This is a genomic window from Candidatus Schmidhempelia bombi str. Bimp (assembly GCF_000471645.3).
Taxonomy (GTDB): Bacteria; Pseudomonadota; Gammaproteobacteria; order Enterobacterales; family Orbaceae; genus Utexia; species Utexia bombi.
In genome coordinates this window covers 13,879-34,808 of record NZ_AWGA01000063.1, presented here as the reverse complement: position 1 = coordinate 34,808, position 20,930 = coordinate 13,879, and the positions used below count along the sequence as shown (strand labels likewise).

Annotated in this window: 16 protein-coding genes, 1 tRNA gene and 1 riboswitch; of the genes, 10 read left to right on the top strand and 7 right to left on the bottom strand. The window is 37.4% G+C overall.

The features are described 5' to 3' along the window. Positions 1 to 126 precede the first annotated feature (126 nt). The 6 genes from tssA to ffh all read left to right on the top strand — a co-directional run bounded on the left by tssA (position 127) and on the right by ffh (position 7,079). Positions 127 to 1,731 carry a type VI secretion system protein TssA gene (tssA, locus tag O970_RS06475; protein WP_024496309.1) on the top strand — a complete coding sequence of 535 codons (1,605 nt, stop codon included), beginning with the start codon at positions 127 to 129 and terminating at the stop codon, positions 1,729 to 1,731. 12 nt (positions 1,732 to 1,743) lie between these two features. Continuing rightward, positions 1,744 to 3,507, top strand: coding sequence for a type VI secretion system baseplate subunit TssF (gene tssF / locus O970_RS06470; protein WP_024496308.1), 1,764 nt, complete (start codon positions 1,744 to 1,746; stop codon positions 3,505 to 3,507). Next, on the top strand, positions 3,471 to 4,505 hold the full coding sequence (tssG, locus tag O970_RS06465) for a type VI secretion system baseplate subunit TssG (RefSeq protein WP_024496307.1): 1,035 nt from the start codon (positions 3,471 to 3,473) through the stop codon (positions 4,503 to 4,505). Before tssF ends, tssG begins: the two co-directional genes overlap by 37 nt. An 18-nt stretch (positions 4,506 to 4,523) precedes the next feature. Beyond that, positions 4,524 to 5,045: a type VI secretion system lipoprotein TssJ gene (gene tssJ, locus O970_RS06460; RefSeq protein ID WP_024496306.1), complete on the top strand. Its 522-nt coding sequence runs from the start codon at positions 4,524 to 4,526 to the stop codon at positions 5,043 to 5,045. An 11-nt stretch (positions 5,046 to 5,056) separates the two neighbouring features. Continuing rightward, positions 5,057 to 5,467: a type VI secretion system baseplate subunit TssE gene (gene tssE / locus O970_RS06455; RefSeq protein WP_024496305.1), complete on the top strand. Its 411-nt coding sequence runs from the start codon at positions 5,057 to 5,059 to the stop codon at positions 5,465 to 5,467. Between the two features lie 232 nt (positions 5,468 to 5,699). Then, positions 5,700 to 7,079: a signal recognition particle protein gene (gene ffh / locus O970_RS06450; protein ID WP_024496304.1), complete on the top strand. Its 1,380-nt coding sequence runs from the start codon at positions 5,700 to 5,702 to the stop codon at positions 7,077 to 7,079. Positions 7,080 to 7,137: 58 nt separating this feature from the next. Here the strand turns inward: ffh and loiP are convergent, their stop codons facing one another. Next, positions 7,138 to 7,887: a metalloprotease LoiP gene (gene loiP / locus O970_RS06445; protein WP_024496303.1), complete on the bottom strand. Its 750-nt coding sequence runs from the start codon at positions 7,885 to 7,887 to the stop codon at positions 7,138 to 7,140. A gap of 248 nt (positions 7,888 to 8,135) precedes the next feature. On the opposite strand from loiP, the gene queA reads away from it, so the two are divergent. The 3 genes from queA to O970_RS06430 all read left to right on the top strand — a co-directional run bounded on the left by queA (position 8,136) and on the right by O970_RS06430 (position 10,560). Next, complete coding sequence (gene queA, locus O970_RS06440) at positions 8,136 to 9,164, top strand: tRNA preQ1(34) S-adenosylmethionine ribosyltransferase-isomerase QueA (RefSeq protein ID WP_036562884.1); 1,029 nt, start codon at positions 8,136 to 8,138, stop codon at positions 9,162 to 9,164. A 118-nt stretch (positions 9,165 to 9,282) separates the two neighbouring features. Further along, a complete protein-coding gene (gene tgt, locus O970_RS06435; RefSeq protein WP_024496302.1) occupies positions 9,283 to 10,425 on the top strand; it encodes a tRNA guanosine(34) transglycosylase Tgt in 1,143 nt (380 codons plus the stop codon). A gap of 58 nt (positions 10,426 to 10,483) precedes the next feature. Continuing rightward, positions 10,484 to 10,560: transfer RNA gene (locus tag O970_RS06430), tRNA-Pro, on the top strand. Between the two features lie 265 nt (positions 10,561 to 10,825). On the opposite strand, the gene O970_RS06425 is transcribed toward O970_RS06430, so the two are convergent. From O970_RS06425 to suhB, 4 genes are all read right to left on the bottom strand, one after another. After that, positions 10,826 to 12,949 (bottom strand): peptidase domain-containing ABC transporter, encoded by a 2,124-nt coding sequence (locus tag O970_RS06425; protein WP_024496301.1) that lies wholly within the window; start codon positions 12,947 to 12,949, stop codon positions 10,826 to 10,828. Beyond that, a complete protein-coding gene (locus O970_RS06420) occupies positions 12,936 to 14,228 on the bottom strand; it encodes an HlyD family secretion protein (RefSeq protein WP_036562881.1) in 1,293 nt (430 codons plus the stop codon). The genes O970_RS06425 and O970_RS06420 overlap by 14 nt, the downstream gene beginning before the upstream one ends. A 661-nt stretch (positions 14,229 to 14,889) precedes the next feature. Continuing rightward, positions 14,890 to 15,126 carry a hypothetical protein gene (locus O970_RS06415; protein WP_024496299.1) on the bottom strand — a complete coding sequence of 79 codons (237 nt, stop codon included), beginning with the start codon at positions 15,124 to 15,126 and terminating at the stop codon, positions 14,890 to 14,892. Positions 15,127 to 15,486: 360 nt separating this feature from the next. After that, complete coding sequence (gene suhB / locus O970_RS06410) at positions 15,487 to 16,290, bottom strand: inositol-1-monophosphatase (RefSeq protein ID WP_024496298.1); 804 nt, start codon at positions 16,288 to 16,290, stop codon at positions 15,487 to 15,489. A gap of 146 nt (positions 16,291 to 16,436) precedes the next feature. Here suhB and trmJ point away from each other — a divergent pair, with 146 nt between their 5' ends. Beyond that, entirely contained in the window at positions 16,437 to 17,222 is a 786-nt protein-coding gene (gene trmJ, locus O970_RS06405) for a tRNA (cytosine(32)/uridine(32)-2'-O)-methyltransferase TrmJ (RefSeq protein WP_024496297.1), read from the top strand. Between the two features lie 249 nt (positions 17,223 to 17,471). Here trmJ and cysS read toward each other — a convergent pair whose 3' ends face one another. Both cysS and lysC read right to left on the bottom strand, forming a co-directional pair. Then, on the bottom strand, positions 17,472 to 18,863 hold the full coding sequence (gene cysS / locus O970_RS06400) for a cysteine--tRNA ligase (RefSeq protein WP_024496296.1): 1,392 nt from the start codon (positions 18,861 to 18,863) through the stop codon (positions 17,472 to 17,474). Between the two features lie 282 nt (positions 18,864 to 19,145). After that, positions 19,146 to 20,519 carry a lysine-sensitive aspartokinase 3 gene (lysC, locus tag O970_RS06395; RefSeq protein WP_024496295.1) on the bottom strand — a complete coding sequence of 458 codons (1,374 nt, stop codon included), beginning with the start codon at positions 20,517 to 20,519 and terminating at the stop codon, positions 19,146 to 19,148. A gap of 66 nt (positions 20,520 to 20,585) precedes the next feature. Next, positions 20,586 to 20,779, bottom strand: a riboswitch (Lysine riboswitch). Positions 20,780 to 20,930 lie beyond the last annotated feature (151 nt).

Genomic DNA, 20,930 nt, shown 5'->3' with positions numbered 1-20,930 from the left:
TAAATAATTAAAATTAAAAAGAATAAACTTACTCAGTTTAGTTCTTAAATTATTATCAGCAACAGTGAATAGCGATAAGTGTTTTATCAACGCGTATTCATTGTTATGGATGAAAAGGACATACGTATGTTAGCTCAATTGATATCGTCGTTATTTGAAGGCAAAGATGCTAAACAGGATATTGAACGACGTTTAAAGGAAAAGTGGCATGACTGGTTAATGCCAATCTCAGCCGATAAGCCAACTGGCGACGATCCTACTTATACTGATAATTTTCAGTTAATTAAAGAAGAAATTGCAAAATTATCAGGTATTGATGCAGCGTTAATTATTAACACCAGTGAAGATATTCTAAAAAATAGTAGTAAAGATATTCGTGTTGCTAGTTATTACTGTTGGGCTAAGCTTAAAACAGAAGGCATAGAAGGATTTACTGATGGTATTGAATTATTAGCAGGCTTATTAAGTTACTTTACCAATGATCTTTTTCCTTCTCGCGAACATATACGTAAAAATAGTATTGAGTGGTTGGCTCAAACTAAATTTACCGAATTACTTAACGCGTGCCGTCCGATCCCAACCGCCGAACTAGAACGTATTATTGCGGCGATTGAGCTAATTAAGCAGACCAGCCAATCCATCTTTAGTGAGGAGAATCAACCCGATTTAAGTGCATTAATTCAATTCTTTGCTGGTAATGTAAAATCATCGCCGAAACCATCGACGCCTGAGCCGGTAGCCAGTTCAGAACCTGTCAATGTATCCTCCCCACAGGCGCTTTATGATAATAGTTTATCAACCAATCTACGTTCTCAGCGGGATGTCCTTGATCAGGCTCGACGTATTGCTGTATTTCTACGCGAAAAACCAGAAGGATATTTAGCCGCAGGGCGTTTATTGCGTACATTACGTTGGGATACTATTCATATGTTACCACCTTGCGATCACACCGGTAAAACACGTTTACCCGCGCCCCGAACGGAACTTAGAAACAATATTCAACGTTTGGTTATCAGTCAAGACTGGCGCGAACTGTTTGAGCGAGTGGAAACGGCCTTTATGGAAGGAACCAACCATTTTTGGTTAGATTTACAGCGGTATGCCGTGATGGCCTTGCAGAAAATGGGACCGCCAAGCAGTGAATGGGCTGAGATCTATTTAACCGATGTTGGATTGATGCTCGATCGTCTAAAAGGCATTGAACGTTTAACTTATGAAAATGGTATGCCGTTTGCGGATGATGAGACGCTTAATTGGATTACTCATTCAGCCATGATTCATCATTTAGACGGTGAGGCAAGTTTGCCACCAATAGCATTAAATAATGATGATAATAACTGGGATGACATCGCTCAGCAGGCAGTAGAACTAGCAAATAAAGAAAATTTAGCGAGTGCATTTACTTGGTTGCAAAACTTACCGATGCTGGTATCACCTAAACAGCGTTTTTTATTACGTTATACACAAGCTAAAGTGGCTGAATATGTGGGAGAAAAAGAGGTCGCATTACGATTATTAGAGTTAATTAATAGTCAACAACAACAGATTTCATTAGTTGAATGGGAGGCCGATCTATGGTTCGATATCAAATCCCACTTACTCAAATTGCTTAAACAAAAATGGCAACTCAAAGAAAGTAATAAAGTGGCAATTATGCAACAAATAGAAAAAATCAATGATGAATTAATGCACCTCGATCCGGCACGAGCGATGGCGATCGCTAAAGTATAAAGGAAAAAAGGAATGGATGATTTAATACAACGTTATTACGAATCAGAAATGCGTTATCTTAGTGAAGCAGGAAAAGAATTTGCTAAAATTCACCCTGATCGCGCAGGTATGTTAAATATGGATCGGGTAGGCGATAGAGATCCTTATGTAGAACGATTATTTGAGGGGTTCGCCTTTTTAATGGGGCGTTTGCGACAAAAAATAGATGATGATTTACCAGAGTTAACAGAAGGTCTAGTGAGTTTGCTTTGGCCTCATTATTTACGTTTAATTCCATCATTGTCAATTGTACAATTAAAGCCAGATTATGCCACGTTATCGCGACAAGAAAACATTGCAGCTGGATTAACCTTATTAACGGAACCCATTGGTCCAGCAAAGACCCAATGCCCATATCGAACGACACATGCTGTGAAATTACAACCATTGGAAGTAACGCAGGCTAAAGTCTCTATCCAACCCGATGGTCGCTCGGTTATTTCAATTCGATTTAGTTTTGGCGAATTAGCTGACTGGGAACAATTAGATCTCTCTGAATTACGTCTTTATTTAAATGCTGATGCGCCGATTGCTTCAGCATTACATTATGCGTTAACGCAGCAGGTCGCAAATATGTATATTCGCTATTCGGCTAGCGCCGAACAGCGGCAGCCTTTTGGCGGTAGCATAAAGGCGGCTGGGTTTGATGCTGATGACAGACTATGGCTAAAACCTGATAATGCGTTTGCTGGTTATCAACTATTGCTTGAATATTTCTCTTTTCGAGAAAAATTTATGTTTATTGATTTACGGGGCGTTGATATTAAAGCGATTCCCAGCGGAAGCAGTTATTTTGATATTGAATGTGTACTGAATCAAAGTTGGTCTTTTGATATGCCTTTCAGTCATGAAAATATTCGATTGCATTGTGTGCCCGTGATTAATCTATTTTCCTTAGAAGCCGATCCTATTGTTGTTAATCAGCTTGAAAGTGAATATTTACTTAGACCACTGTTACGACAAGATGGACATGTTGAGATTTATTCAGTCGATAATATTGAAGCTATTACCCATAATGGTCGATATCCTTACGTCTCTTTTACCAGCTTTAAACATCGTGGGGGAATGTTAAGACATGATGCCCCAGAACGTTATTACCATACACGTGTCCGTAAAGGCGCGACAGGATTGCATGAGACGTGGCTTATTTTAGGCGGTAAAGTTTGGGAACGTCATGAGAATCTTGAAACGGAAACACTTTCGTTAAAAGTGACGGGTACAAACGGCATGTTACCGCGTAAAGCCTTACGCCATGCACGTATTAATAAAGTGGGGAGCGCGCAATCTTATATTGCCCAAGTGACAAATTTATGTTCGCCAACATTACCTTATTATCCACCGACCAATGATCGTTTCCAATGGCGAATATTGTCACATTTAGCGCCTAATTACCTCTCTTTAATGAATGCAGAAGTATTGCGAGGGACATTAGCGCTATATGATTGGACAGATAATGAACTAAACCGTCGTCGTTTAGAAGGCATTATGGATGTAACACATAAGTCAATCAAACGGATTGAGCAAGGAATGATACAACGTGGTATTGAAATAGAAGTTACTTTAAATACTCATCAATTTACCGGTGAGGGTGATGTGATGTTATTTGGCGAATTACTTCATCAATTCTTTGCTTTGTATGCTGATCTTAATTTATTTACCCAGCTTACTCTCGTTTTATTACCGACAGGAAAGAAAGTCTCATGGCCGACCAGCAAGACATCACGAACAGCAATCTAGTCCTAGAGTTGGAGCAAAAGCTCCATCGAATCAATTTTTATCGCTTTTGTCAGTTTGTTGAACAACTTTCGCCTTCAAACGTAGGACTTGGCTGTTCCGAATCACCTAGCCAAGATCCGATACGTTTTGCACCGGCGCCAGATATGGGATTCCCTGCTAGCGAATTAAAATATATTGAACGTAATACCATTATCCCTAGACCAGATACAGTTAGAACGACTTTCCTAGGTTTATATGGCGTGGATGCCGTCATGCCTTATGCATTGCTTGACGATATTATAAAACGTCAAGAAGGGTACGAGGCATTAACTGATTTCTTAGATATTTTTAATCATCGAATTATCACGCAATTTTATCGAATTTGGCTCAAATATCATTACCCTGCGAGTTATCATGTAGGCGGTCAAGATCCAATATCACGTTGTTTATTAAGCTTGACTGGGCTTGGTATTGCAGGAACAGAAAAAGTGGTCGCGACGCCGTCGTCACGTTTTCTAGCTTTAATGGGACTGGTAACGCAACGTACGCGCACTGCCGAGGGTATTATCGGCATGATCAAAGTTGTAGTGGCTAATGTTGACGTCGAGGTCGAAGAATTTTACCCTACTTGGGTAAATGTAGATAAACCAACTCAACTTGGCGGTCAAGATTCGTTACAATTAGGTAAAAATGCCATGTTAGGTCGCCGTTTTAAAGAGTCTAATCAGACGATAAAAATCACGATCATTCCTCAACAAGCAGATATTATTGAAAGTTTGTTACCCGATCAACAACAACATACCGATGTAATGATGTTACTTAGACTTTATTTAGGTTATCGCGTTGATGCGCAGCTTTATTTAAAGATAGACAAAAAATTCTTACCCAAAACGCAATTAAAAGCAGGTGGTTTTAAAGCTCGATTAGGACAGACAGCTAGGTTACCAGATAAAAACGTTTCCTCTAATAAACAATATATTTTGACTAATTTGGGATGTTACCGCGGTATAGCGGTTTAATAATAAAAAGGAAATAGTATGAAATTTATTCATTATCTATGCACGATATTTTCTATGTGCATCATCTTATCTTTAACGGGATGTGGTGCTGTCCAAAAGGTCGGTAATGCCACTGTTGATATGACAAAATCGGTTTTTTTGTGGGATGTTAAAACCTTCCATGCGGATTTTACAGCAAGATCAGAATTGAATCTTGATGATGATTTCCTTCCAACATCGGTCGTGCTACGTATTTATCAATTAAAAAATGATATGTCATTCAAAGCGGCTACTTATCAATCACTGGTCGATAATGATGTTGATATTTTAGGCGATGCCCTACTCGCAACCAAAGAAGTAATATTAAAACCGAGTAGTTCCTTGTCACTCGATGTACCGCTTGAAGACGATACTAAGTTTGTGGGGATGATCGCTTTATATAAAGATCCAGATTTAGCTCAAGATAATTGGCGATTACTACTAAAACGTAAAGATTTAAATATTATGAAAGCAAAACAAATTGAAGTAAGTCAATATAAATTAATCTTGCTTGAAGAGTAAGGAAGAAATAGATGGGACCTTCACTTTATGATACTTTGCTGGGCTTTTTTAATTCAGGTACAGCAATCAGTAGTTTCAATGAAAAAACGCAAAAAATAATTAGCGTGATGGATAATATGCAGCGAATTTTAAATAGTCGCGCAGGTTCAATTAAACATCTTCCTGATTATGGTTTACCCGATATGGCGCAAGTTTATCAAGGTTTGCCATCTTCGGCATTTGTATTAATGCACGCGATGCAAAAGACGTTATTAAAATATGAACCAAGATTACAAACAGTCGATATTAAATTAGAAGAAAGTGATGATAAGATGATGCTGCACTATACCTTAATATGCCATCTCAAAGAGGCAGGATTAGTCAAATTTGGTACCTATTTTATGCCAGAGGGTAAAGCAACACTAAAATTCACACAAAATTGATTAATAAATGGCTTATTGATCCTGTTTCAGGATCAATTAAGCGCTCTTGATAGCTTTACTTGATTGAGAAAGGCGATTAAGTAAAATGTTATCATATTTTTTTGCTTACGCTGTAACACTTAAATGTTCTCCCCCCTTTGCTTGATCTTTTGCTATTCCAAAACAGGCATATATTATCGTTTTCTGCTATGATATAAAACAAAGTGAACTCCCCAGATTTTAGAGATGAATTATGTTTGAGAATTTAACAGAAAGGTTATCCAAAACCCTACGTAATATTAGTGGTCGTGGTCGTTTAACTGAAGATAATATTAAAGATGCATTACGAGAAGTGCGTATGGCATTACTTGAGGCTGATGTTGCCTTACCGGTAGTGCGGGATTTTATTCATCAGGTTAAACAAAAAGCGGTAGGACAGGATGTCAACAAAAGCCTAACACCAGGGCAAGAATTTATTAAAATTGTTCAAAATGAGTTAACATTGGCTATGGGTGAGGTCAATAGTGAACTTAATTTAGCGACTCAACCGCCAGCGGTTTTATTAATGGCGGGTTTGCAAGGTGCGGGTAAAACCACCAGTGTGGCTAAATTAGCCACGTTCTTAAAGAATAAACAGAAAAAGAAAGTGTTGATGGTCTCTGCCGATGTTTATCGACCTGCGGCAATAAAACAATTAGAGACATTGGGACAAGCGATTCAAGTTGATGTTTTTCCTTCTCAATCACAACAAAAACCCCTTGATATAGCACAAAATGCACTCAAACATGCCAAACTCCATTTTTATGATGTATTGATTATCGATACCGCTGGTCGCTTGCATGTTGACAGCGATATGATGACTGAAATTAAACAGTTACATCAAGCGATCAATCCAATCGAAACCTTATTTGTCGTCGACGCCATGACAGGGCAAGATGCGGCTAATACGGCGAAAGCCTTCAATGAAGCATTACCTTTAACAGGGGTAATATTAACTAAAGTCGATGGTGATGCGCGCGGAGGTGCGGCGCTTTCCATTCGCCACATTACGGGCAAACCGATCAAATTCCTAGGGATGGGCGAAAAGACCGATGCGCTTGAACCGTTCTATCCAGATCGCATTGCATCGCGCATTCTGGGGATGGGTGACGTAATTTCATTGATCGAAGAGCTACAAAGTAAAGTTGATCATGAAAAAGCGGAAAAAATCGCGGCTAAACTCAAAAAAGGGGATAAATTTGATCTGAATGATTTTCTGGATCAGCTTAAACAAATGCGTGATATGGGTGGAATGACAGCCATGTTAGCTAAATTGCCAGGTGTTGGGCAACTTCCAGAACAGGTAAAATCACAAATGGATGACAAAATTACCGTTAAGATGGAAGCCATGATTAACTCCATGACCTTAAAGGAACGGAGCAATCCTGAAATTATTAAAGGGTCACGTAAGCGCCGTATTGCGGCAGGTTCAGGTACGCAAGTACAAGATGTGAATCGTCTGCTTAAACAATTTGATGATATGCAGCGGATGATGAAGAAAATGAAAGGTGGTGGCATGATGAAAATGATGCGCAATATGAAAGGTTTAATGGGCGGCGGTATGGGGGGCTTTGGCGGTCTACCACGCCGTTAATGAACGCCTATAACAAAAAAGGGCACGAAATGTGTCCTTTTTTATATAAAATATAAGACTATTTTTTCATCTTATCAATACGGTTATAAATATTTTTAGCACGATCTTTTGACGATGGATGGGTACTTAAAATAGAGGCATTATCCCCACCTAATTTTTCAAAAGAGGTGGCTAATCCTACAGGATTTATCCCTTTTTTCACTAATAAATCAAATGAGTAGTTATCCGCCGCGGACTCTTGTTTTTGAGAAAAACGTGATTGAACAAATTGTTGTGCAATATCACCTAATTGGGATTGGGTTAGCGATGCAATCGCGCCACCCGTTGCGGCAATAGCATTGCGCGCCAATTGGGTACTATAAGCAACTTGCATAGCGCGTTTACTATGACCTAGAGCAACATGCCCTAATTCATGTCCGATAATACCTTGTAGTTCATTATCGTTCATCATATCCATAATACCGCTATAAACACGCACACAACCATTTGCCATCGCCCATGCATTGACATCATCGGTCAAATAAACTTTATAATCAATGTTAGTACCGTTAATTTTATTGCCTAACGATTGCGCGATAGTATTTAAACGATGCGTATATTTATCATTAGCGGGAGCGATTTTCGCTTTAGCATCCATTTCAGCACAAGATTTATCACTTAGCGCTTTCATATCGGCATCAGATAATGTTGCCACTTGCAGTGCTTGGGCACTGGTATTGACTAAATTTTCGTTATTGAGACTTTTACAACCATATAGCATTGGCGTCACGAGTAATGCAGAGATAATGAATGTCTTTTTTAATTTCATTACAGTTTCCTTTCATTATTATTGTGGTAATCAATATTGTAATAATTAATTGATTTGGCAGGTTATTTTACTCATTTTCGAATGTATTAGCTAGTAAATCGCATTAACATTATTAAACTCGTATCGTCACCATTGATAAGAGTAATAATAACCACAGATATTACTTGCACAGATCGCTTTTGACAATTAGACTAGCCGACTATTTGTTACCCTAAAATATTGTTCTTTGTTAGAGTGCCTAATTGATTATGCAGTTATCTGATTTTGCTTTCGAACTTCCTGATGAATTGATTGCCCGTTATCCAACTAAAATGCGCAGTCAGTGTCGACTATTATCGCTTGATGGGGCAACTGGCGCCCTCGATTCTGGTGTTTTTACTGATATTGTACAGAAGCTTAATCCAGGCGATCTATTGGTATTTAATAATACCCGAGTGATTCCAGCGCGGCTGTATGGACAAAAAATAACAGGCGGGAAAGTTGAAATTCTTGTTGAGCGAATATTGGATAACCATCGCGTATTAGCGCATGTAAAAGCCTCTAAAGCCCCGAAAGTGGGTACCGAACTTGTATTAGGTGAAACAGGGCAGGTGCAGGTAACGATGTTAGCACGTCATGATGCGTTATTTGAATTACAATTTCCTTCCGATGTGCTTTCTATCTTAGATAAGATTGGACATATGCCATTACCTCCTTATATTGATAGGCCTGATGAGGACCAAGATCGCGAGCTTTATCAAACGGTCTATAATAAAGTGCCTGGTGCCGTTGCGGCACCTACAGCAGGATTACATTTTGACGATACCCTTATTCAAACCTTAAAAGAGAAAGGGATTGAAATTGCTTTCGTCACTTTACATGTGGGGGCAGGTACGTTTCAACCAGTTAGGGTTGCGGACATTTATCAACATGTGATGCACGCTGAATATGCACAGGTTCCCCAAGACGTTGTCGAAGCAGTGCAACGCTGTAAAGCGCGAGGTAATCGCGTTGTTGCTGTAGGAACAACCTCTGTTCGAGCACTAGAAAGTGCGGCACTAGCGACGGGACAGATTGCGCCTTTTTTTGCTGATACTCGTATTTTCATTTATCCGGGTTTTCAATTTAATGTGATAGATGCATTAATTACTAACTTCCATCTACCTGAATCAACCTTGATTATGTTGGTCTCTGCTTTTGCTGGTTACGATAATGTCATGCATGCTTATCATCAGGCAATTGAGCAACGCTACCGCTTTTTTAGTTATGGCGATGCAATGTGGGTAACAAAAAAATAACCAATATATAAAAATCAAAAGTTAACATGATAGCTTATTGATGATTATATATGATCCTTAAAATAACTTTTGAGTTAAATAGAGAGCGCCAAACTGTTTATTTGGTCGCGAGGTAATTATGAAATTTGAATTAGATAATACAGATGGTATGGCCCGTCGTGGTCGAATGAAATTTGATCGTCGTGGTATTGAGTGCACAGTGGAAACGCCTGCGTTTATGCCCGTTGGTACTTACGGAACAGTAAAAGGGATGACGCCAGAAGAAGTGGCTGCGACCGGCGCACAAATTTTACTCGGTAATACTTTTCATTTATGGTTAAGGCCAGGACAAGCCATTATGCGTCAACATGGAGATTTGCATGATTTTATGCAGTGGTCAGGCCCTATCTTGACCGATTCAGGCGGATTTCAAGTATTTAGTTTAGGCGATATCCGTAAAATTAAAGAAGAAGGAGTATATTTCCGTAATCCAATCAATGGTGATTCGATCTTCTTATCACCTGAAATTTCAATGGAGATTCAAAAGGATTTGGGATCAGATATTGTCATGATTTTTGATGAATGTGCCCCTTATCCAGCAGATTGGGATTATGTCAAAAAGTCGATGGAAATGTCGCTGCGTTGGGCCAAGCGTAGCCGCCAACGTTTTGATGAATTACAAAATCCAAATGCCTTATTTGGTATTGTGCAAGGTGGCGTTCATCAGGAACTGCGTGATATCTCAATTAAAGGCTTAACTGAAATTGGCTTTGATGGTTATGCTGTTGGTGGGTTAGCCGTTGGCGAACCAAAAGAGGATATGCATCGTATCTTAGAAGGTACCTGTCCACAGTTGCCTGCGGATAAACCGCGTTACTTAATGGGCGTAGGCAAACCAGAAGATTTAGTTGAAGGGGTACGCCGTGGTATTGATATGTTCGATTGCGTTATGCCAACACGTAATGCACGTAATGGGCATTTATTTGTCACAAATGGCGTTATAAAGATTCGAAATGCGAAGTATAAAGATGATATCACGCCATTGGATCCAGAATGTGATTGCTATACTTGTCAACATTACACTAAGGCCTATTTACATCATTTAGATAAATGCGGTGAAATTTTAGGTGCTAGATTAAATACGATTCATAACTTAAGATACTATCAACGTTTAATGGCAGAAATACGCGAAGCGGTTGCCGACCAACGTTATGAAGAATTTGTGACCGAATTTTATCAACGTATGGGTAGAACACCAGCGCCAATGCAATTAAAAAAATAAAATATTCAATTTAACTATTGACAGGCTTTATCTGGTGCATTATTATGTGCACCGATAACGGCGAGTAGCGCAGCTTGGTAGCGCAACTGGTTTGGGACCAGTGGGTCGGAGGTTCGAATCCTCTCTCGCCGACCACTCAACATATTCTTTTTTATCAATCCTATCTTATTTTTATCTGTTTTTAGTCGTTCAATGACATAAGTCTAAATTATTTTGATATTACTAAAATGGTTGTTACCGCTTATTGAGTGTTCCGAAATAGCATCAAGTATTTTCTTACTGTCATAGGTTATTCATCGCTCAATGACGGCAAGAATATTCACTTTATCTCACTGTCATAACGACTTAGTTGATAAGGCATTAAAATGAAGTAAAAGCGATATACCTTGTGTGAGTAACATTAGTGTTGATTTAATTGTAACAGTGTTGATAAATCTATCACTCGATCAGCACTATTGATAGTTGATTGGCGATGAGCGATGATAATACGGGTAATATTCAACGCTTTAATCGATGAATTAATGATTTGCTCGTTATCTACATCTAAGTGACTGGTCGCTTCATCTAAAAATAGCAGCGCTGGACGACGATAAATGGCTCGGGCAATGAGTAAACGCTGTTTTTGCCCACCTGATAAACTTCCCCCTAGTTCACTTAATAAAGTCTCATAACCCATGGCTAATTGGCTAATTTCATGATCCAAATTGACCAATTTAGCACAATGAATAATCCATTCTCTATCTTGTTCTGGTTCAAAGCTAGCAATATTATCTGCAATAGAACCAGCAAATAACTTATCTTCCTGCAAAACACAAGCGATGTATTGACGATAGTTATTTAATCCCAGTTGGTAGATGTTATGACCATTAAATAAAATTTGTCCTTGAGTGGGAGCTAGTAAACCAGCCATTATTTTTAGCAACGTCGTTTTTCCTATACCAGAAGGACCTATAATGGCCACATTTTCTCCCGCTTTTATACTAAAACTTAATTGATTGAATAGTCGTGGCGCATTAGAATCATAATGAAAGACGAGATTTTCAACCGTTAAAGTTGCTGATACCAGTGGATATTCTACGCGTTGCAGTGGTTGACTTGGTTCGGGATCGGTTAAGGCGATATCTGCGACTCTTTCACTGTGTAGTGATAATATACGTAATTGTAATGCCATATTAATCAATTGAATTGCGCGTGCGGTAAAATCACCTCGGTACGCATTAAATGCCATAAACATCCCTAACGTCATTTGCTCATTCATAATCATGGTAGCCGCGAGCCAAATAATCACCACTTGACTAACCGCATCAATTAAGTGATTAATGCCATTGAACATCATATCTAACTTTTTTTGACGAATAGTGGTGTTGGCAGCATCGACTTTTAAATTAAACCAATGTTTACCGCGTTGTGGTAACAGTCCTAATACTTTAATCGTCGCAATACCATATAAGGTTTCCATAAAATGAGAGCTTGCACTGGCTTCTTTAATCATTAATTCTTCAGATAATTGGCGATAATAGGGATAAGTGACTAAGCGTAAAGCAAGGTAAGCACCCGTAAAACCCAAAATAACCCATATTAAATTGCCACCATATAAGATCATCATCGCAAACAGACCTGTTAGCATAATCAGATCGATAATACCATTAATCATATTTTCAGTTAGTGTGGTTCGTAGGCTATCGAGCGAGGTAAAACGTGCTTGTACATCCCCTAATTTTCTTTTTTCAAAATAAGATAAAGGTAGTTTCAATAAGTGGCTAAATAGTCCCGCTTTCCATTGTAGATCGATCAACGTAGACATCATCAATGAGGTCCAAGAACGCAACATGCTGGTAAACGTACGGAAAAGAATGAATGATAATAGCCCAAGGCAGATAAGTGTCAATAAATCGTGATCGGTGGCTTGTAACACATGATCAGTAACTAATTGGATCCCAATCGGGATAAATAGACCGATAAATTCAATTAATAGGGATAAGCAGAATATTTTTGATAATGCCGTTTTTAGTCCTTTGACATTTTTTAACATTTGCCATAAATTTAATTTTTGCCGTTGTTCAATTTGCTGAAAAGTAGTGGTTGGCCAAGCTTCTAGGGCTATACCGGTAAAATGTTGTGACATTTCGGCTAAGGTTAAACGTTTTTTTCCTACTGCTGGATCATGAATAATAAAGTGCTGACCAACAATTTTAGCTAGCACAACAAAATGATTCATATTCCAGTGTAAAATACAAGGTAATCGCAATTGTGACAATTCATCCAGATCTAAGGATAACGCTCTGGTCTGTAAATTCAAATTTTCTGCGTAATTTGCTAAATCATCTAAGGTTGCCCCATGTATTGATACCCCAAATTTTTGTCGTAAATAAAATAGCTCGATCTGCATTCCATAGTAACGACAAATCATTGAAAGAGACGCTAATCCACACTCCGATGCCTCAGTTTGTAATGTTAATGGTACACTAGGTAAAAAAGAAAAATCTAACTTAGTGAGTAGCTGTTTAATCTTATTCTGAGCCATGAATTGCACCACTTATACTTTTATTTATACGATAAATAGGGGTAAACATCCATTGATATAATGCCCTTTTTTCTAAAAAGAGCGTCGATTGTAAAGTCATGCCACTGGTTAACGTTAAGGCTTTACCATTATCGATAATTTCCTGTATAGGTAAAGCAACAATCGCTTTATAATAATTGCTGTTTGATGGCGTGTTAAATTGATGGGGTACACTATTATATTGGCTCAGCTCCTGTTTTGACGTTGGAACGGACGAGATCGAAATAATTTTGCCAGGGAATTGACCAAATTTTTCGAAAGGAAAGGCATCATATCGAATATTAACCTTATCACCAATATGAACATAAGCAACACTCGTATTTGGTAACCATAATACTGCATAATAAGGATTATTTTTTTGTGGTAAAATTTGTGCCAGACTATCACCAGTATTGACCATTTGACCAAGTGTTACACTTAGTGATTCTAATTTACCTTCAGTAGGGGAATTAATCATAATGGTATCATTGGCGTTATTTTCTAATAACTGTTTTTGTAGCTCGTAACGGCGGTCTTCATATTGCAAAATTTGATCGGAGAATTTAAGTTCTTGTGTAGTAAGATCACTGGTTAAATTTGTCAGTTGTAGTTCTTCTTGAATCAGTTGTGAATAAAAATTTTGATGGGTATTTTGGTGTTGTTGATAAAGATACTGCTGATAGTTTACTTCATCTTTTGTTACTAATCCTTTACCAAGATAATTTTTATAATCTTTAATGCTAAGTTTGAGTCGAGCTAATTCCTTTTCCGAGTCATTGAGTAATTTTAGGGTCTTTTGATACATATCTTGATGCATTTTGAGCTGATTACGCGTATTTTCTAGCGCATGATCTTTATTTTTTTCCAGTAATTTAATCAGACTATCAATCTGTTTAAGTTGATCCTGAATCACATTGACCATATTTTGGCTAAGTTTTCCTTGTTGTGTAACCCTGTTGACATCAAGCCGATAGAGCGGATCGCCTTTTTTCAAATTATCGCCTACTGAGGCTAGCAATTCAATCACATAACCTTGTTGGGGGGCGTAGACATTTACTGGTAGATACTGAGTAATAATTTCCCCATTTACTTGAATTCTACGATGATAATGTGCAAATAAAATAAAACTAATAAATATCGCGATAAATAATAATGCAATGCTGTTGATAACAATGCTTGGGAAAAAAGTCGTAATCAGCGCTTTTCCTCGCCAGCGAGTATTATTATATTGAAATACATTGCGAAATAGAGATTTATTCATAATTATATGTTATCTGATTTAAAGCAAACTGAGTTCTCTCGGTGATTATGAAATAATATAATTACCCAGCCGAATAAGTTTCTAATTTAAGTTTTTATAAAACTTAATAGATAATATTTTCATTTAAAGAATGGTAAAAATAGCAATAACATCATTTAGCTAACACTCAAACTTTGCATAAAAAAGTGGGTGAAAGTCTTGAAAAATATTGAATGGCATACTAAAACTGCGGTTGTTTTTTATGCACCACCTGAGGGCTTTAGTATAAAATCTATATATAAGTCCTATTAGAATTTTATTTCAATTATTTGCTATTAATATTACCTAATGCTGCGCCCGATCTAACAACTAACTTATTTGTTTTTGACTAATTATTTCATTGTGAACTTGTTAACAATATGTTTTTATTTTAGTCTGTTATAAAACGTCACATACAACTGTAAATTTACTATCATCAGTATAAGCTGCCAATATGTAGATCGGCGGTATTAATGATATGATAGTAGATAGCTTTTAATCTCAAAACACAATAGACCCACATTATAGAAATAAAATAATGCAGGTCTAAATTAGGAACCTTATTCTATTAGTACAGAATATGATTCTTTAAGCTTATTAGATAAAGATTACAAAGCAATATTAGAAAAATTGACTTTCCAAATTAATTGTAATAATTAACCCAATTATTAGAAGAAGAGCCATTACTAATGACATTGTTATCGTTACCATTAGAGATACCATTATTATTAAAGCCGTTAGTAACCATGTTTTGGCTACTCCATTGATTACTATTCGACCAAGAATCCATCGGAAAAAATTGCTCAGGGAAAGTCGGGAAATATGAATCAAAACCTGAACCAGCAACTGATTTCATTTGTTTTTTATCTAGTTGTTTCATAATAACTCCTTTTCTAGTTACGATGTAATAAATTCTTTAACTATTTTGTTATAGATAAATTAGTAAATTTATCTATGTTGTTTAGGTTATCGGCTTTATGTAAAGATGTCAAATTGAAATGTAAAAAAAATGAAATTTATAGAAAGAAATATGTTTTTAGTAAAAAATAACGTAGAAATTATATGGTGTTTTTACGTATTTTATATTCAATGAACATCATATTATTTACAATGTTATCAAGATTAGTTTTTATATCGCTAACTTATAATATTACGATAAGTAACTGATGGAATTAGTGGGTAGAAGAGAGGAAAATCTCTCTTACTTTAAGTAAGAGAGATAAATAATATAAATAGCGAGTTAACGTTTTAAAACATCAATCCAATCATTTTGAGTAAAACTGATAAAGTCTTTAACCAGTTTAGGATTACCAGCAACAATATTACCTGAAGCCATATAGTTTACACCACCAGCAAAATCAGTGATGACACCACCCGCTTCGCGTAAAATAATTTCACCAGCAGCAATATCCCACGGTTTTAAACCGATTTCAAAAAAGCCATCAACCCGTCCTGCAGCAACATAAGCTAAATCAAGCGCCGCTGAACCAGTACGTCGAAAATCGGCGACTTTGGTAAATAATTTTTCCATTACACGAAAATAATTTTCGCTGAATTGTTTCGCTTTAAAAGGTAAACCCGTTGCCAGCAATGTGCCGTTAAGATCCTTAGCATTAGACACGCGAATGCGATAACCATTTAATTGTGCTCCTTGACCACGAGATGCCGTATATAGCTCATTACGCATTGGATCATAAACAACACCGACTTCAGTACGACCTTTTACACGTACTGCGATAGAAATAGAGAAGTGAGGAAAACCTTTAATAAAGTTAGTTGTACCATCAATTGGGTCAATAATCCATTGCGTTTCGCTATCGTTACCTTTAGCCAAACCGCTTTCTTCGCCAATAATTGTATGATCAGGATAAGCACGCTTAATCGTTTCAATAATTAAGGCTTCAGCTGCACGATCAATATTCGTTGCAAAATCATTAGCACTTTTTTTATCTACTTGAATTGAATCAGGATTTTCATGTGATCGAATAATTAAATTGCCCGCTTTACGTGCCGCGCGCACAGCAATATTTAGCATAGGATGCATAAGTTTTTTCCAATTGATGTTAAAGAACAGAACTGACAATTGCTATTGTCATGCAATTTCGGCGCATAGTATACCAGTATTTATCGTACCTTGACCACCTCTGTGTTATTATAACTGGTAATATTTCGAATAATTGTGGCAATAATATGACAATCAATAATTTTTCTTGTTTAGATCGCGTGCGCATTGTATTAGTCGAAACATCGCATACGGGTAATATGGGGTCAGCGGCAAGAGCCATGAAGACGATGGGGATTTCTGATCTTTATTTGGTTAATCCTATTGTCAAACCCGATTCACAGGCGATTTCGTTAGCCGCTGGGGCGAGTGATATTATTAAAAATGCAACGATTACCCGTAGCTTAGATGAAGCGATTGGTGACTGTCGTTTGGTTATTGGCGCCAGCGCCCGTTCACGTAGTTTACAATGGCCAGTATTGGCATCGCGTGCTTGCGGCGAGAAAATAGTAAGCGAAGCGTATGAGGGGCAGGTTGCCTTAGTGTTTGGTCGGGAACGGGTAGGATTAACGAATGACGAGTTACAAAAATGCCATTATCATGTCGCTATCTCAGCGAATCCCGAATATAGTTCATTAAATCTTGCCATGTCGGTACAAATATTGACTTATGAAATTCGTATGGCAATGTTAGCGAGATCATCTCAGCCAGACCATTTTATGTCACCAGAAAAAGCGAGGGAATATCCACAATCCGAAGAGTTAGAGCGATTTTATGAGCATTTGGAAAAAACCTTGATTAATACGCAATTTATTAAAACTAATCATCCAGGGCAGGTTATTAATCGCTTACGTCGTTTATATACGCGTGCAAGACCAGAAGTACAAGAATTAAATATATTGCGGGGTATGTTATCTTCTATTGACCGCCAGCTAGCTGATAAACCAACTCATTCTAACTCATTGAACGATTAAGTTAATGATAGTTTCTATGGCGAAGCAGATTTTTTAGTACCAAAAAGATAAGGTCATCGGTTTATCTTATGTTCAATTGGTCTCTGGTAATTTAAAGAGGAATAAGGCTAATTATTACTTATTTCTTACTATCGACGCTTATTTTAGGTTAATTAAAAATAGCAAGGGTAGGGCTAAAGGAGTAGATAGTGGATACTTATCATAAAATCAACTAATCATTGTAATTAGTTGATTTTATGATAAAGCTATTTAAAGACTTTTTTTACGCCAAGTAGTACCTGTCGGACCATCTTCAAGAACAATATTTAACTGATTTAGCTGATCACGGGCAGCATCAGCAAGTGCCCAATTTTTAGTTGCTCGGGCCTCATTACGCTGCTTAATTAGGGCTTCTATATGAGCGACATCAACCTCATCATTCTTGCCTTGTAAAAAGGCTTGCGGATCTTGGGTTAATAGTCCTAGTACATTATTAGCAAGATAACGTAATAATGTAGCTGATTGGTTTGCTTTCAGTAAGTTGTCTTCTGCTTTGGCTTTATTAATTTCCGAAGCAAGATCAAATAGTACTGAATAGGCCTCAGGGGTATTGAAATCGTCATTCATTGCCATACAAAAGCGGTGATAGTAAGGATTATCTTGATAATCCATTTCAACATTATGTGTATCACGCAAGGCGGTATACCATCTCTCAAGTGCGATTCTTGCTTGTTTTAGATTTTCTTCACTATAATTAAGTTGACTACGATAATGACCAGAGAGTAAAAAATATCTTACACTTTCGGCATCATAATGTTTAAGAACATCACGAATAGTAAAAAAATTGCCTAATGATTTGGACATTTTTTCATGATCGACCATCACCATGCCAGAGTGCATCCAATAATTAACGTATTGTCCATCGTGAGCACAAGTCGATTGAGCAATTTCATTTTCATGATGAGGGAACATTAAATCAGCACCGCCACCATGAATGTCAAAATGATGACCCAAGACATTGTTATTCATTGCTGAACATTCAATATGCCAACCCGGACGACCTTTTCCCCATGGGGAGTCCCAACTTGGTTCATTCGGTTTTGACATTTTCCAGAGCACAAAATCCATTGGATTACGTTTTACCTCGGTTACTTCTACACGTGCTCCAGCTTGTAGCTGTTCTAAATTTTGTCGAGACAATAATCCGTAATGGTTATCACTTTCAACGGAGAACATTACATCTCCGTTAGTGGCAACATAAGCATGACCGCGTTTAATAAGAGTATTAACTAATTCAATAATATCAGCCATATGCGCAGTCGCACGTGGCTCTTGATCAGGACGTTGGATATTTAATGCATCAAAATCTCGATACATCTCGGTTAACATGCGCTCAGTGAGTTGTTGACACGATTCCCCGTTTTCTCGTGCTCGTTTAATAATTTTATCATCAACATCGGTAATATTACGCACATAAGTTAATTGATAACCTAAAAAACGTAAATAACGACTCACAACATCAAAAGCAACAAAGGTACGTCCGTGACCAATATGACACAAGTCATAAATCGTGACACCACAGACATACATTCCTACTTTATTTGGGTGGATGGGATTAAACGCTTCCTTTTCTCGGGTCAGGGTGTTGAAGATCTTAAGCATGACTAATTATCCGTTGTAGTTGTTAAGTATAAACTATGATATGAGTTGGTATTTAATTTAATATACCAAAATTTTAATTAAATTAGAAATGTAACACGACTCTTACTTGGGATAGGTTAGTCGCTTTAAATACACGTAACAACTTAAATAGAAGCGTAAGCAGTTGTCTATTTATATGCAAATAATGAATAATCCTAAAACAATATATAGACAAATAAATATAGATTTAATTGGATAAATCAATCAGATGATGAGAGACATCATCTGATTGTCATACCATGATTATTCGAAAAGGCTGTGGTGTAATTTTTGCACCAGAGTATCGGCATCATTACTATTAACGAGAAAGCAAATATTATGCGTACTCGCACCGTAACAAGAAAGGCGAATGCTAAAAGAAGATAACGTATTGAAAACTTGCGTCGTCATTCCCTTGGCTTCGGTTAATTGATTACCAATGATAGCGACTAAAGCTAGATTATCTTCTACCTGTACATGACATAATTCAGATAATTCTTTAAGCAATTCATCCGTTAATAAATTATTGCCATTGGTATTCGTCCCTGCTGTATCTAATGTTAAAGCTATATTTACTTCTGACGTCGTGACGAGATCAACGGAAATATTATGTCTTGCCATAATATCAAACACGTTGGCTAAAAAACCATGTGCATGCAACATATTTAAACTATGTAACGTTAATAAGGTCTGTTTACGACGCAGAGCAATAGCTCTAAATAAAGGTAAGGTGGAAGTAATATTTTTGGAATTATAAACAATTGTCCCCCCTTCTTCTGGCGCTTTACTTGAACCAACGAACACAGGAATATTACTACGTACCGCGGGAACTAACGTTGCAGGATGTAATACTTTCGCACCAAATGTGGCCATTTCTGAGGCTTCAGCAAACGTAATATCATCAATTCGTTTAGCATTAGGAGTAATTCTTGGATCGGTGGTATAAATGCCAGCGACATCTGTCCAGATATCAATACGAGTTGCATTTAATGCTTCGCCTAAAAGCGCCGCGGAATAGTCGCTGCCCCCACGTCCAAGCGTGGTGGTTTTACCGCTCAGTTCACTACCGATAAAACCTTGAGTGATAACTAATTGTTTTTCGGTTATAGATTTTAAATGGGCACAACAAAGTTGTTTAATTTGTTTGAATTGAGGCGCTGCTTTACCAAAGTTGTCATCAGTACGCAATACTTTACGCACATCAAACCATATCGCATTAACCTGTTTTTGTTTGAGCAATTGCGTAAATAGATAAGATGACATTAATTCACCATGGCTCACTAATTCATCTGTCAAAGCGCATGAGGTCGCTAAACTTGCGGCTTCGGATAGTGCACTAATATTGACAATGATTTGATCAATATACGCTTTTGCCGTTTGATTATCGGTTAAATGCTGCAGAATTTCGTATTGTATTGCTTGAATTTTCTGGATGTGTTGCTCACGGATATCTGGATTACGTCCTTCAGCTAGCGCTACCAGCAAATTGGTGATTCCAGCTGAGGCAGAAAGCACTACCACTTTAATATTAGGATTAGATAAGACGATATCAATACTATGGCACATCGACTGATAATCAGCGACACTGGTACCACCAAATTTGGCTATCACAAAATCGTGATTGGCTACTGTATTCATGAATTCCTCGTATCAAAAAAGGTTTTGAACAAAGGTTCGAGCGAAAAAGATTAAATAACGCAGTTTTAACCATGAAGCGCTCCACCCATTTTAATAATCATATTAAATAATAAGGTGACAACCCAAAGGGATTAGCCCCTGTGGTCGATTTGATCTTATGATGATTAAGGACCAAACCTTGGCATTATTTCCCTTTAGCTAAAATTAATCGCATTAATGCCTAAAATAGCTTGCCTGAGTAATGTGCCTCTTCTTTATATCTCTACTCTGAATTATGTTGTGTGATCGATAACAATATAAAATCGTTTTGTCCAAATGGACGCTATATGACGTTATATACGTCATATAAGATATAGCATTAACGATTCTGTTTTATGTGTCAATAGGTAGCTACCAATTGTGATGCAAATA